Annotated in this window: 12 protein-coding genes; all 12 read right to left on the bottom strand. The window is 50.1% G+C overall.

Features of this window, described 5'->3' with window-relative positions; genetic code table 11:
- Positions 1-115: 115 nt before the first annotated feature.
- The 12 genes from P5706_RS07975 to P5706_RS07920 all read right to left on the bottom strand — a co-directional run bounded on the left by P5706_RS07975 (position 116) and on the right by P5706_RS07920 (position 13,548).
- Positions 116-1,054, bottom strand: coding sequence for an alpha/beta hydrolase (locus P5706_RS07975; protein ID WP_200432281.1), 939 nt, complete (start codon positions 1,052-1,054; stop codon positions 116-118).
- A gap of 59 nt (positions 1,055-1,113) precedes the next feature.
- Positions 1,114-2,274 (bottom strand): acetyl-CoA C-acyltransferase, encoded by a 1,161-nt coding sequence (locus tag P5706_RS07970; protein ID WP_285678921.1) that lies wholly within the window; start codon positions 2,272-2,274, stop codon positions 1,114-1,116.
- Positions 2,275-2,304: 30 nt separating this feature from the next.
- On the bottom strand, positions 2,305-3,837 hold the full coding sequence (gene tnpC, locus P5706_RS07965) for an IS66 family transposase (protein WP_060766772.1): 1,533 nt from the start codon (positions 3,835-3,837) through the stop codon (positions 2,305-2,307).
- An 18-nt stretch (positions 3,838-3,855) separates the two neighbouring features.
- Positions 3,856-4,215, bottom strand: a complete 360-nt coding sequence (gene tnpB, locus P5706_RS07960; protein ID WP_060766773.1) for an IS66 family insertion sequence element accessory protein TnpB — start codon at positions 4,213-4,215, stop codon at positions 3,856-3,858.
- A gap of 144 nt (positions 4,216-4,359) precedes the next feature.
- Positions 4,360-5,241: an SDR family NAD(P)-dependent oxidoreductase gene (locus P5706_RS07955; RefSeq protein ID WP_285678920.1), complete on the bottom strand. Its 882-nt coding sequence runs from the start codon at positions 5,239-5,241 to the stop codon at positions 4,360-4,362.
- A 5-nt stretch (positions 5,242-5,246) separates the two neighbouring features.
- A complete protein-coding gene (locus P5706_RS07950) occupies positions 5,247-6,785 on the bottom strand; it encodes a class I adenylate-forming enzyme family protein (protein WP_138453536.1) in 1,539 nt (512 codons plus the stop codon).
- Between the two features lie 112 nt (positions 6,786-6,897).
- A complete protein-coding gene (locus P5706_RS07945; protein ID WP_285678918.1) occupies positions 6,898-7,872 on the bottom strand; it encodes a LysR family transcriptional regulator in 975 nt (324 codons plus the stop codon).
- 204 nt (positions 7,873-8,076) lie between these two features.
- A complete protein-coding gene (locus P5706_RS07940) occupies positions 8,077-9,933 on the bottom strand; it encodes an SMP-30/gluconolactonase/LRE family protein (RefSeq protein ID WP_285678917.1) in 1,857 nt (618 codons plus the stop codon).
- A gap of 142 nt (positions 9,934-10,075) precedes the next feature.
- The gene (locus P5706_RS07935) at positions 10,076-10,666 is read right to left on the bottom strand and encodes a PqiC family protein (RefSeq protein ID WP_285678916.1); all 591 of its coding nucleotides are present in this window, start codon (positions 10,664-10,666) and stop codon (positions 10,076-10,078) included.
- A gap of 5 nt (positions 10,667-10,671) precedes the next feature.
- Positions 10,672-12,336, bottom strand: coding sequence for a PqiB family protein (locus P5706_RS07930; protein WP_138450553.1), 1,665 nt, complete (start codon positions 12,334-12,336; stop codon positions 10,672-10,674).
- Positions 12,329-12,916 (bottom strand): paraquat-inducible protein A, encoded by a 588-nt coding sequence (locus P5706_RS07925; RefSeq protein WP_138450561.1) that lies wholly within the window; start codon positions 12,914-12,916, stop codon positions 12,329-12,331. The genes P5706_RS07930 and P5706_RS07925 overlap by 8 nt, the downstream gene beginning before the upstream one ends.
- 23 nt (positions 12,917-12,939) lie before the next feature.
- Positions 12,940-13,548, bottom strand: coding sequence for a paraquat-inducible protein A (locus P5706_RS07920; protein WP_138450551.1), 609 nt, complete (start codon positions 13,546-13,548; stop codon positions 12,940-12,942).
- Positions 13,549-13,566 lie beyond the last annotated feature (18 nt).

Below are 13,566 nucleotides of genomic sequence, written 5' to 3'. Positions count from 1 at the left end.
CCGCAGTGAAGGCACAGTAGCCCATGCCAAGTAAACACAGTGCGCGACAGTGCCATCATCTTCGAAGATTAAACCATTTCGATTCCATCAGTACTTTAGATGGAGTTACGTTTGTTTATAACTTAACGCGACGCATTGTTTTAACAGATGCTGCGATACTCTGAAACGCGTGCTTTGCTTCTCGTGTGAAGGTGGCAGCCACGAAAACATGAAAAGCCCCGGGATACTCTTCATACACTAACTCCACGCCGGCAAACGTCGCTTTTGCAGAAAACGTCCGTGCATCAATCACAAATATATCGTAATCCCCCTGAAACAGGCTAATGGGCGGCAGCCCTGAAAGATTCGCATATAAAGGGCTCATATGCGCAGAAGATGGATCTTCCAACCCTGCCCACCACTTCCCGCATTCTCGTAATGCATCGACCCTCAACATAATGTCCTTTTCCTCTAACGCATAAGCACGGCTGTCGCTTAGTCCAAGATCCAGCCACGGCGAAAATAGAACAAGTCTGTCAGGCAACACAAGCCCGGCATCACGCCGCCTTATGGCAAGCGTTAATGCAAAATTACCTCCCGCACTATCACCCGCAACAATAATACGCTCGCCGGGCCACTTCGCTAACACCCTCTCATAAACAGCATCAACTAGTAACATTCCCCTACGCGCGTCATTTTCGGGTGCAAGGGCGTAAAATGGTACGGTTACGCTAAATCCAGTAACATCAATAAGCGCCGCTATAATATCCCAATGCGCCTTCATCAAAGGATTTATATAAGCACCACCGTGCAAGTAGATAATACGCCCGCCCCTGAAATGTCCGTACTTGGGCGTGAGTGTAAGCACTTTTTGCCCATCAAATTCCCACTCGTCCACTATGCACGCTGAACGTAACTGCGAGGGCATTTGCGCGGCACTCGGATACTGTCGGTTCGCAACAAGCCTGGACACCGTTACGGCGTCGCAAATGACTTTTGTTTTCCAACCAAAAACAATGCGCGCGAGGTAAAGTAAAAGACTTACTCGTTTACTCTTAGTTTTCCGCTTCAGCATATAAACCCCACACAAGACAACCGGCAGTAGCACCCTATATACACGCGACATTCACCCAATTAAAAAACCTCGAACAAACCGGCCGCCCCCATGCCACCGCCAATACACATTGTAACTACCGCGTATTTAACTCCACGCCGACGCCCTTCGATCAGTGCATGACCGGTCATTCTTGCACCCGACATTCCGTACGGATGGCCAATTGAAATAGCGCCTCCATTCACATTAAGTTTATCTCCCGGGATACTTAGCCTTTCGCGGCAATACAACACTTGTACTGCGAATGCTTCATTAAGCTCCCACAAGCCGATGTCATCCATCTTCAAGCCGTTGAGACTCAATAGCTTTGGTATGGCCAAAACAGGCCCTATTCCCATCTCATCGGGTTCCAACCCAGAGACTGCCATTCCCACATAACGCCCCAACGGCTGTAGGCCTCTGCGCTCAGCCTCAAGTCTCTCCATCAGTACAAGTGCGCTAGCACCGTCCGAGAGCTGGCTTGCATTTCCGGCAGTAACGTTCTTCCCAGGTCCGCTGACAGGGTAGAGCCCCTGGAGACTTTCCAACGTCGTGTTGGGTCGATTGCCTTCGTCTCTCTGAAGAAAGACTTCCTTGTAGGACACGTCGCCCGTTTCAATGTCTCGGTACGCCATCATGGAAGTGAAGGGCACAATCTCGTCGTCAAATAAATTACTTTTCTGAGCTGCCGAAGTCCGCATCTGCGATAGAAGAGCGTATTCATCGCATTCATCTCTGCTAATACCATACCGCCTGGCAACGATATCCGCAGTCTCGACCATCTGCATGTACGCGGTCTTCTTTAACGCAAACAGCTCCATATCCGGTTCTATTCGCAGGTGTTCATTTTGTACCATGGAGATGGATTCGACACCGCCGGCAACTGCTATCGTAACTCCGTCAACAATAATCTGTTTTGCAGCAGTCGCGATCGCCATAAGGCCAGAACCACACTGACGATCAATAGACATTCCGGAAACTTGAACCGGCAAACCTGCCCTGAGGGAAGCAAGACGACCAATATTCAAGCCTGAAACGCCCTGTTGCAATGAACATCCCATAATGACGTCTTCTACTTCCCCGCCCTCAATACCGGCTCTTAATACAGCGTGCTTGATCGCATGCCCTGCCAGGGTCGCAGAGGGTGTTGCGTTGAAAGCGCCCCGATAGGCCTTACCGATTGGAGTGAGTGCGATCCACAAACCCCACCTACCACAAGATGTAACCTCGGTTTACCGTGGCATCTGTGGCGAGCAGTTCCACGGCAGCAGCGCTTCGTAATCTTCTACTGACGAGGCGTGCGGCAATCGCTCCAGTACGTGGCGCAGCCACGTATAGGGCTCTTGGCCGTTGACCTTGGCTGTCTCGACCAAACTGTAGATCTGCGCACTGGCCGTGGCGCCTTTAGGCGTGTCACTGAACAGCCACGCCTTGCGCCCAATAACAAACGGCTTTATCGCACGCTCCGCCAAGTTGTTATCGATCGGCAAATGGCCGGCCTCCACATAGCGCTCCAACCGGCTCCAGTTGTTCGCCAGGTAATTCACCGCCTTGCCCAGCACACTTTGCGGCGTGACTTGGGACTGTGTTTTCTCCAGCCAACTTTTCAACTCGGCGAGTACCGGCAAGCTTCTCTCCTGCCGACCGATAAACCGCTGTTCATCGCAAGCATCCTTGAGCTCGCGTTCGATGCCATACAACTTGCTCATCATCGCCAGCACGATATCGGCGCGACCGGTCTTGCCCTTGGGCTGTACCTTCTGCGCTTCGACGAACTTGCGTCGCGCATGGACCATACACGCCAAACGCTCAACTCCGGGTTGCAACGCCAATGCGTTGTAACCCGCATAATCATCGGTCATCACGTAGCCGCGATAGTCGCCGAGCAGGCGCAACGGCACCTCCTGCGCTCGGCTGGTGGTGTAGTCAAAAAGGATCACTGGCCGCTCTGGCGGGCCGCTGGCTTGCACCCACATCCAGGATTGGCTGGTCGGGTCTCGATCCGGTTCCTTGAGTACCTGGACGCGGGTTTCGTCGCAGTGGATCACCGGACTTTCCAGTAATCGATCACGCATCAGGTTCAGCAGTGGCTGAAAGTGTTCACTGCACTGGATCACCCAACGCGCCAGGGTTTGCCGTGGAATATCGACGCCGTGTCGACTCAGTACACTTTCAAAACGATGCAGCGGCAGACCATCGACATACTTGGTGGTCAACAACATCGCCAGCACACTGGGGCTGGCCATGCTCTTTTCGATTATCTGAGCGGGTTTGTCAGCGGTGACCGGCGCGGTTTCACAACTGCGGCAACCGTACACTTTGCGGATGTGTTTGAGTACGCGGATCTGCATCGGCACGATCTCCAGCTGTTCGCTGGTTTCTTCGCCAATGACGTGTTTGCGACAGCCGCAGGCGCAGGTCAGTTCGTGCTCTGGAAGTTCGTGGATAACTTCGATGCGCGGCAAGTCAGTCGACAACGGCTTGCGCTTGCCACGGCGCTTGGTAGGCGCAACGGCTTCTTCGTCAGACTCGTCGCAGACCGGAACAGCGAGACTTTCAGGTTCATTAAAGAGCGCGAGCTGTGGCGTCTGCGGATCGACGGTTTGTTCTGATTTACGCCCGAAAAAACGTTCACGCCATAGCCGGATCTGTTCTTTCAGATCAACAATCTGGTCTTTGTCCACCTGACGCTCACTGAGCATCTGCACAAGCATTTGCTTGAGCAGAACCGGATCATCGGGGAGGTCGTCGGGCATGGAAATCATGGCCCGGATTATACCCAATCAAGCGACGAATCGCGGCGTCAAAACCTGATGCGGACGGTTGCGCCAGAGATCAAAACCGTCGAGCAGCCAGTTCAGTTCCTGAACCGTCAGGACAATGGCTTCATCCGTATCGTCAGGGGACGTTTTGAATCGTTCGGATTCGAGGCGCTTGAGCCAAAGGCAGAAGCCGTTGCGCTCCCAATAAAGTATTTTCACCCGATTACGGGGGCGATTCAGAAAAACAAAAAGCACGGGGTCGAACACCGCCACTTTGATATCCAATTCGACCAAGGCGGCGAGGCCGTCGATGGATTTTCGGAAGTCGACAGGTTTGGGGTAGAGATAGACTTTTTCGACCTTGGCGTCGGGACGCATCATGGTTGCGGGCTCCTGAGGGAAATCGGGAGCACAGCATCAGCTGTCAGCTATTCGTTTGGAATGTGGGGTTCGTGGAGCGGATACATTGGAGTTCGAGCAGTCGACACAATGACGGCTTCGCGCATAAAAATTATCCTTTTTTCTTCACACAATTCTTGGGCGGAATGCCGCAATCAGCTCTTGCTGCGACTGCTCTAAACCTGACTCCGGGACGAACTGGTTTTCGCGATCACCGATCTCGGCCCAATTGGCGATTACCCGATCAGCTGCGTCTTCGGAGTGACCTACGTAAACACCCGGTGTCAGTGTTATGTAAGCGCGGGCGACATTGCCTCCACCCGCACATACGATTGTTTTAGTAGGCGCATCATTGCGTACGAGAGAGAGAAGAACGGCGCTAACAGCCTCCGGTTTGAGCACGCGCTTTGCCTGCGGACCTAGAAGTCCATCAGTCATTGATGTCAAAGCGGTAGGAGCGAGACAGTTCACCAGAATATTGTTTTTTACACCCTCCAGGGCCAGAGTTTGCATCAGCCCCACCAGCGCCATTTTCGCAGCACCATAATTAGCTTGACCAAAGTTCCCGTACAGGCCGGAGGACGACGTTGTAAATACGATGCGTCCATAGTTCTGCTTACGCATCACATCCCACACTGCTTTTGTACAAACAACACTTCCCATTAAATGAACTTCAAGCACAGTTTTGAAGTCGTCCAGCGTCATTTTTGCAAACGAACGATCACGCAAAATGCCCGCATTGCAAATTAAAATATCAATGCTGCCCCATCGTTCCACCGTAAGTGAAACCATTTCAGCAATCTTTGCTTCATCAGTGACCGAGCCTAAAAAAGCGATAGCCTCGCCACCCTGCGCGTTAATTTCATCGGCAACTTTTTGCGCCGCAGCGCCCACATCATTTACAACAACCCGAGCGCCCCGATGAGCTAGGAAATGGGCATGAGCTCGGCCCAAACCTGCGCCAGCACCCGTGACGATAGCAACGCGACCTTTCAACTCTGCACTCATTAAAATCAAACCCCTTTGCTTGAAATCACACGCGTTGTATATCGCTCGCGCAACGCCCGTTTGAGTACCTTACCTATCGGACTGATCGGCAGTTCATCGATGACCTCGCCTCCAGACAGACGCTGTGTTTTACCTACTCTCGAGTTAACCCACTCAATAAGACTCAACGAATCAATCACTCTGCTTTTTAGAACAAAAAAAGCAAATGGCGTTTCTCCCCAAACATCACTAGGCACACCAATGACAGCGCAATCCTCGACAGCTGGATGTTGCCGAATTATTGATTCGATATCAGGCGGGTAAATATTAAACCCACCACTTATTATCATGTCCTTGGAGCGCCCATGGAGCGTTAAAAACCCGTCTTCGTCAAATCGACCCAAGTCTCCATGACGAATAAATATATCCCCGTGAGAATCGGTCCATAAAGCAGCTTCAGTAGTGTCCGCGCGACCGTGATAACCTTGCATCATAATATTAGATCGACCAACGACCTCTCCAACCACTCCCTTCGCACACTCTTTTCCGTTCTCATCGATAACACGAATATCGTGTCCAGGTGCTGGCCGTCCGACCGTATGAAGTTTCTCCGGAAACTCGTTAGCAAATAGAAGACAGGCACCGCCGCCCTCGGTCATGCCATAAACTTCCACCAAAACGCCAGGCCAGCGATTGACAACATCTCTTTTCAGCTCAGCCGAAAAGGGCGCGCTCGTGCAGGACTTGAAACGAAAACTGTCGAGATTGAAGTTATCAAAGTCAGTTAAGTTCATGATTCTTTGGTATTGGATGGGCACTAGCATCGTATGGGTTGCAGACGTTCGCTCGGCCTCTATTAGAAACGTCTTTGCGTCAAACTTTTCCATGAGCACTACCGTACCGCCATATGCGAGGGTCGGTAGCAAGCTAACCAGGGTCGTATTTGAATACAAAGGTGTAGCGACCAACGTCACCGCGTCGCAAAACTCCGCAATGGCGTAACCTGCAATTTGGCGCCAGCGCATACCGTGGGTTTGAACGATCCCTTTGGGAACACCCGTGGTACCCGACGAATAAATTATATTGAAAGCCTCACCGGATTTAACGCTTGGCGCTACATAATCCCGATTCTCGGGCCAGGTATTAATCCAATCTTCCAGCAATTCCAACTCAACGACTTGCACACCTTTTATGGAAAGTCTATCTTTCGCAAATGAATCGATAAACACGATAGGTGCAGCACAATCTTCAATCATTGCTTCGATCTGCTCAACGCTGCCTGACGGCGCAATCGGAGCTACAACACAACCCGCGGTCACGACGCCCAAAAAAACCAATAGCGACGAAACATTTGTATTTGAGACTACTGCAATGACGCTTCCGCGGGCTATTTTAGCCTGCTCAAGAGCGGATGCGATTTTCAGTACGCTGTCATGTAATTGCCCATAGTCAATTTCTTCCTGGCCCAAAATGATTGCTTTTTTGGACGGAAATTCACTTGCGTGCAATTCAATCAATTCGGACAACCGAACAAACGCGCGAGAGGAAATATTCAGAGTGGTCATAGTGATTATCCTTTTTATGCAGGACCTACTATCACCTTTAAGACCTCGCAGGAAAAGACGCCCTATAGAAACGAAGCGTTTCAAAAATGAAACGATAGAGCACTTTAAACCATCAAGTTTGCTGCTTTAGATAATTGTCGACTACTCGACCAGCGCGTTCTTTTTGGTCGGCGATTACATCTTCAACAAACCCTAGAAACACTTGCAATTTCGGCACCATTGAAACACGATCAGTGTATAGCGCATAGAGCGCTGGGCAGCTTGAGATCTTGTATTCAGGCAAAATATGGACAAAATCACCACTAAGAATGCCCTCTATCATTGACGCTATTGGCAATGGTGCAATAACTTGTCCGTTTTTTACCAACTCCAAAATCTGATGATGGTCTGTTGAAGCGAACCGCTTCCATGTTGGTAAAACATACTTCTTATCACCCTGAATGAGCTCAAGCTTAGGCACATAGGCGGGTAACCGCCCAGGATTGGTTGAATCACTGTCTAGATAATAATTACCTATTAGCGCGTGCTCGGACAACTCTTCTGGTGAACGTGGCACGCCCTTGTTCGAAACGTATTGCTTGCTGGCCACCAATATAGTTTGTATCTCTGTCATTTTTCGTGCAACTAAACGCGAGTCAGACAACCATCCCGAGTGCAGTACAACATCAAGGGATGTCGCTTCCGGCATTAACCGCTCGCCCACATTTATACGCAGATCGATATCAGGATACCTGTCCAGAAATTTATGCAGATAGGGCGTCAATATGATTCGAGCAATATCACTCGGACAACCAACCCTAAGAGTTCCCATGGGTTCACCGCGATAGGCGGCAATTTCAGAACCTACGTCAGCGATCTCTTCACGTATCTTGCAGCATCGAGCATACATTATCTTTCCCGCTTCAGTTAATTGACTTTTGCGAGCCGTTCTTTCAATCAGCTTAACTTTAAATACCGACTCTAAATTCGAAACCGCGCGGCTAACAGTAGCCTTGGGCAACCCCAAAGCCCTCGCGGCACCTGAAATTGACTCGACATCACCGACCGTTGCAAAAATGACAAACCCATCTTGCTTATCTGAAGTCATGCCGACACCCTCATTGCAAAAAATCGCATAATGCGTCACACCAAGACTGCCTCTCGATAAGTCTAGCCGATTGAATGAGCAACGCACATCCACTCAACCCTATAAATTCCTCCGGCATCGCCCAACAGAATTCGTACTTCAAAATATACAAAAAACAGTATTAACTCAGAAAAACACATTTCCTTATGAGCTATACTTACCTGTTTACTTGTTTATTTGATTTGACGCACACGACTCCAGCCCAATTTCCAACAACGACCTTTCATTAGATGCGACAGTCCCCAGGTACAGTCGCCCATTCAGCTCCGCAACACTCGTTACCTCGCTATAGCTCAAATCGGAACTTTGCAAATCTTCGAGTAGTCGTCCCTCTTGATCAAAGCACATCACCCACGCTGTGTGCGCGGGCTTGGGTTGAATTTTTTGAGGCAGTGCCCAGATGAGTTTACGAAATAGCACTGGAGCGTTCGCAAATGAATCCAGCGCGGCAATACGCGGGCTAACCATGGCCACCCAAAAACGCCCGTTTTTTATACGCGACATGTTATCGGGTAGTCCCGGAAGATTATCTGCCAACACTTCACAATCTCCCTCGCGTTCGCCCCGCACCCAAAGACGGCTGAGCCTGTAAGCGGCAGTTTCAACGAACAGCACCGCACTCTCATCATCATTCAAACTGAGCCCGTTCGGAAAATAGAGCTCCGATAAAACAACGGTAACTTCACCGTTTGGATCACGACGCAGCAGGCGTCCTGATGGTCGGTGCTCGATGAACGCTCCAGCAGCTTGTTCAAAGTCAAAACGGGAGGTCGACTCGGTAAACCAAATGGTCCCATCTTTAGCTATTGTTGCATTTGAACAAAACCTGAGGGGAAACGTATTAACAAACTCAACCAAAGGCACCAACACTTGCGTCTGAAAATCGAAAGAAAGCAGGCCCTTGTGTGCATCGCATATTATCAGCCTGTTATCTGTAGTGAGCTCTAAACCAAGTGGGCGTCCTCCCGTACTGCACAGGGTTACTTCCAAACGCGTTACAGGGTCAATTCGTAGTATCCGGCCGTCGGACACTCCACATATGAGTCGACCTTGAGTATCAACAATGACGTCCTCAGGAGTAGACCCGGATATGGGTAATTTTATAGCCTTTGTGATTTTCTGCTCGGATGATGATTTCGCGGCGCGCTCAGTGGCCGGAGTAATAGCCCGCATCAGGGGCTCAATCGTGGCTTTTCGCGCTGGTGCAAGTTGCGGGAGGGTCGGACGGCCTTCGCGGCAATAGGTATAAGTGCTCTCGACCTCATAGGCATGGATAGCAGAGCAGAACCAAGCCTGTCTGGAAGGAAAATCGCCATCTGTTACGCGGTCCAGAGCGTGCAACAGGTCGGCCTTGGAACGAGCGCCTATAATCACTGCGGCATGATATTGGTCATCTTCTGCGTTATCATGCGCAACACCGGGAGAATCCCACTGACGCTGGTTCCATTCCAAAAATACTTGGCTACGCAGCTCCAAAATATCCATCGACTGATTTAAAACAGTACAGAGCTCCTGGCTGATAAACCGTTCAAACTGTTCACCGCTAATACCTTTTTTACGTTTGATGAGTGCAACACATCGAAAACCGACAGGTTCATCATAGCCGCTTTTGTACCATGCCCCTCCTCTATTCGATGTGATATATAGAATTGTACGAGCGAATACATTAACCTCATCACTCAGTATCTTTTTACTGTATTGATTGTTGAGAAATAACGAAACTCTTCCTTTAAGGCGGACTTCCGGCATGCCGTCAACTCTTCGAAAAAGTGGAATAATTGTTTCGACAGCATCCGTATTTGGCCACAGCCCATTAGAATCGTAAGCAAAATGGTGTTGCCGATAGTCTGACAGTGCAGGATTACGAGCGACAATTTGTGCATGCCCTCCCCTCCAGTAGGATCGCGCCGCCTCCCGCGGTAAATCTGAACGATACCAGAGAAGAACTGCCGAGTCCATAGCATAAACAGGACCCTCTTTGTGTCCTGCAGCGCTTTTAGAGACTGTGCTCAAGCCTTTCATTATCTTTTCTCCGCTATCTTATTATTGAGTTTTGTAGCTAAGCGTTAGGGTAAAACCAGCCACTGCTTCCTTGTTGGTAAATCTCTCAGCCCTCTGACTGCCCTATCATTCGCGATCTTTTTACTACTAGACTTTTTAATGTTTACGACGTTGGGCAGGTCCACGTTTTTGAAGACTGTGCTATATCATTGGCTAAGTGGCCAATATTCTTTTGATGCGCTAATACAAGGGTGTCCAATGTCAAGCCTGCTGGCGCCCTTATCACGCTCGCACAGGTAATAGTGAAAAGCTTGTTGCCTTCGCCGTGTTTACTCAAACCCCAGACCGCGTCAACTAACGCGTAATTTCCCAGCAGGGAATCAAATCGTCGAATATCGAGTTGTACCAAAATAAGCGGTGTGTTGGTCGCTTTGGTAAAGCCTGTGATATTACGCCCCCCCAACTTCAACTCCAGTTGCCCGGCCACTGCGTCATGAAATTCATCGGCCAAAGGCGCACTCCAGCGTGCGCTTTCCAATAACATCAATCCGTCTGCGCTCTTGCGCACCACAATTTGCGGTTGGTCTACCTGCATCGGCACCCGTACATCCAACATTTCAAATTGAATTGACGGTGCGTTCATTACCTGGCGTTGCTCAGGCGCCGTGGGCATCAGCGTGTAGTATCGTATCGGCGGTGAACCACATGCCGATAAAGCCAGTATAAAAAACAGGGCAATAGAACGCAGAATCATGTCGGTCATTCCTGATCAAACTTATGAGAACCTGAAGAGGTTGGCTGATAGGCGTCGGGTTTACCCTCTTTCAAGCGCCCTCGGATCAAAGATTCTGGCTGGCGCCCAAGGAAATCGGTGAGTACGCGAATCGAACGCGCAGTACGCTGCACTTCATACATCGCTTGGCCAAGTTGCCGACGTTGAGGGGAATCATCGTCTAAACTATTATTTACAGTTGCCAGGGTTTTTCGAGTTTGCACAAGCGTTTCGTGCATTTCCGGAAGCACTTGGCCGTTGAAGGTAACCAGGGTTTTGTTCAACTGTCCCAAGCTGCCATTAAAGTTATTTGCGATCTGATCGATGGGTACCTTGCTAAGCTTGTCGAGAAGGGATTGTAATTGCTCTTGGGCTTTGTCGAGGCTTCCGGGGATAGTCGGGATAAGCAGCGGTTGCGCAGACGCATCAAACGCTACAGGCTTCGCGTTCGATGCAAAGTTCATTGATATATACAACTGCCCCGTGAGCAGGTTAGCGCTTCGAGCTTGGGCGCGAAGACCGTGCGCGACCATCTGTGAGATGAGATGAGCACCCTTGGCATCATCTGCACCTTTCATCTGGACTAACTTATCGTTAGCCTTGCCTAGACGATTAGGATATATAACGACACCGATAATCGTTGGAAAGGATTCCTCCTTAACGTCGTAATCCAGATCCACCGAAACCACGCGACCAACATTCACCCCCAAAAACTCTACCGGCGAGTTTACCGTCAGGCCACGTAAAGACTGGTCGAAACGCATCTGTACATAAAACCCTGGGCCATCTGGCCGGGCCAAGGCGGTGTCCATATCATCAAACAAGGTGAATTCGGAGCGCTCGTCGGCAGTAGATTTATCCTCACTGTAATTAGGCTCGATAAACGCTATACCGCCCGCTAAAATTGAGGCCACCGATTGAGTATTTACCTTTAAACCGTTGGCACCAAGGCTGACGTCCACTCCGCTAGCGTTCCAGAACCTGCTATTTTTTCGCACGTACTGATCATTTGGAGTATTGACGAAGATATCGATATCTACACCTTTTCCTTCGCCGGCAAGGTTATATGAAACTACCTGGCCGACCGGTATATGACGGTAATAGACGGGCGAGCCTATGTCCAACGACCCCAGATCTGCGGAGTGCAGAGTGAAGCGCTTGCCTTTTTTTCCGTAAATGATCGCAGGCGGATTTTCCAGGCCAATGAATGTTTTATCCCGGGCCTCAGACTCTCCAGGGTCGGCGCCGATAAAAGCCCCAGACAACAGCGTATCCACACCCGACACGCCACTGGCACCGATACGCGGGCGTACCACCCAATAGCGCGTGCCACGGGAGCTGAACGCATCTGCCGATTGATCCAGTTCAATGTTCGCATCCACGTGTGCCCGATCGTCACTTAGGGCAATTGAAACCACCTTGCCGATGACCACATTCTTGTATTTGACCTGTGTCTTATTAGCCTCTAGCCCCTCCGCGGTGAGAAAAGTCACCACAATTTTTGGCCCTGCTGACATGGCTTTGTGCACCACCATCGACAAGCCGATCAAGCCAGCAACGATAGGCACAAGCCAGACAATGGAAACATTGAAGCGTCGGCTATTCACTTCTGGACTCGAAAGCGTTGAATGGGAGCGTTGATGATCAGGCATGTTCTACCTCTGCATCCCAGATAAGTCGGGGATCAAAACTCATGGCTGCTAACATGGTTAGCACCACCACTAAACCAAAAAATAAAATGCCCTCACGAGGTTCGATGCTACTGAGCGAACGAAACTGTACAAGGGCCGCTACCAACGCAACGACCAGTACATCGAGCATTGACCAATAACCGATCACTTCAATCAGACGGTAGAGCTTTGAGCGTTCCCGCATAGCCCACCGACTGCGCAGCCGGCAAGTCACTAGCAACGTGCCAAGTACCAGAAATTTCAGACACGGCACCAGCACGCTAGCGATGAAAATTAACAGTGCGATATCCCATGATCCGCTTTCCCAAAATTCGATCACTCCGCTCAATATTGTGTTTTCGCTACCACTACCGAACATGTCGGTGTACATCATCGGCAGCAAATTGGCGGGTATATAAAAAATCAGTCCAGCGAAAAAAAACGCGGCGGTACGTGCCAGACTGTCGGGTTTCCTCCGGTGCAATGTTGAACGGCAGCGCGGACAACGAAGAACCCCATCACCGCAGGCATTACCGCAGAGATGGCATAATATTAAATTCATATCGATGGCATTATTAAACTTTCTCACGAAGGCCCACCTTCAAATTCTTCCCAAAGACGGCGAATGCTCTTGCCGGAAATAGGGATGATTAACAACGTCAGCATCGTCAATGCCCAAAGTCCCAGGCCAGGATGCACATCGAGCAGCCCTCCAAGTTTGATGATTGCTACTAAAATCCCCAGCAAACATACTTCCAGCATGCTCCACGGACGAAGGTATTCAAGCGCGCGCATACAAATGCTAAAGCCAGGTGCGGCAACACCTGCCACGGCAAAGCTCAGCACCCAACACAGCAACAATATTTGAAGCAAGGGTGCCAATATGATCGTCAGGCCGGCTACGGCAGCGATCACACTAATTTGGCCTTGAGCCAGGGCATTTATCGACTGCCACAAGGTCGCTTCATTACTTAAGCCCTGCACGCTGATTGACATCACTGGAAACGCATTAGCTACGCAAAAGACAATCAAAGCGCAGATGGAAAGAGCCAGCATTTGTTGTGTGTTCAACCGCCCAGCCACCTCAAGAACGGAACCGCAGCGCAAGCAGTAAGTTTTTTGCCCCTGTTCTAGAAATATGGATGGATAGACAGCATCGCAGTGCTCGCATATTGCCCAGCTCTTTTTGTTCATTGCTCCATCGCTCATTAC

The sequence above is a fragment of the Pseudomonas sp. ChxA genome (genome assembly GCF_030263855.1).
GTDB classification, from domain to species: Bacteria; Pseudomonadota; Gammaproteobacteria; order Pseudomonadales; family Pseudomonadaceae; genus Aquipseudomonas; species Aquipseudomonas fluorescens_CB.
This window is presented reverse-complemented; position numbering and strand designations above follow the sequence as displayed.

Bases quoted from the DNA above. Each gene is read 5' to 3' on its own strand.
- P5706_RS07975 (WP_200432281.1), bottom strand. From the start codon at position 1,054: ATGCTGAAGCGGAAAACTAAGAGTAAACGAGTAAGTCTTTTACTTTAC.
- tnpC (WP_060766772.1), bottom strand. From the start codon at position 3,837: ATGATTTCCATGCCCGACGACCTCCCCGATGATCCGGTTCTGCTCAAG.
- tnpB (WP_060766773.1), bottom strand. From the start codon at position 4,215: ATGATGCGTCCCGACGCCAAGGTCGAAAAAGTCTATCTCTACCCCAAA.
- P5706_RS07955 (WP_285678920.1), bottom strand. From the start codon at position 5,241: ATGAGTGCAGAGTTGAAAGGTCGCGTTGCTATCGTCACGGGTGCTGGC.
- P5706_RS07950 (WP_138453536.1), bottom strand. From the start codon at position 6,785: ATGACCACTCTGAATATTTCCTCTCGCGCGTTTGTTCGGTTGTCCGAA.
- P5706_RS07945 (WP_285678918.1), bottom strand. From the start codon at position 7,872: ATGACTTCAGATAAGCAAGATGGGTTTGTCATTTTTGCAACGGTCGGT.
- P5706_RS07940 (WP_285678917.1), bottom strand. From the start codon at position 9,933: ATGAAAGGCTTGAGCACAGTCTCTAAAAGCGCTGCAGGACACAAAGAG.
- P5706_RS07935 (WP_285678916.1), bottom strand. From the start codon at position 10,666: ATGATTCTGCGTTCTATTGCCCTGTTTTTTATACTGGCTTTATCGGCA.
- P5706_RS07930 (WP_138450553.1), bottom strand. From the start codon at position 12,336: ATGCCTGATCATCAACGCTCCCATTCAACGCTTTCGAGTCCAGAAGTG.
- P5706_RS07925 (WP_138450561.1), bottom strand. From the start codon at position 12,916: ATGAATTTAATATTATGCCATCTCTGCGGTAATGCCTGCGGTGATGGG.
- P5706_RS07920 (WP_138450551.1), bottom strand. From the start codon at position 13,548: ATGAACAAAAAGAGCTGGGCAATATGCGAGCACTGCGATGCTGTCTAT.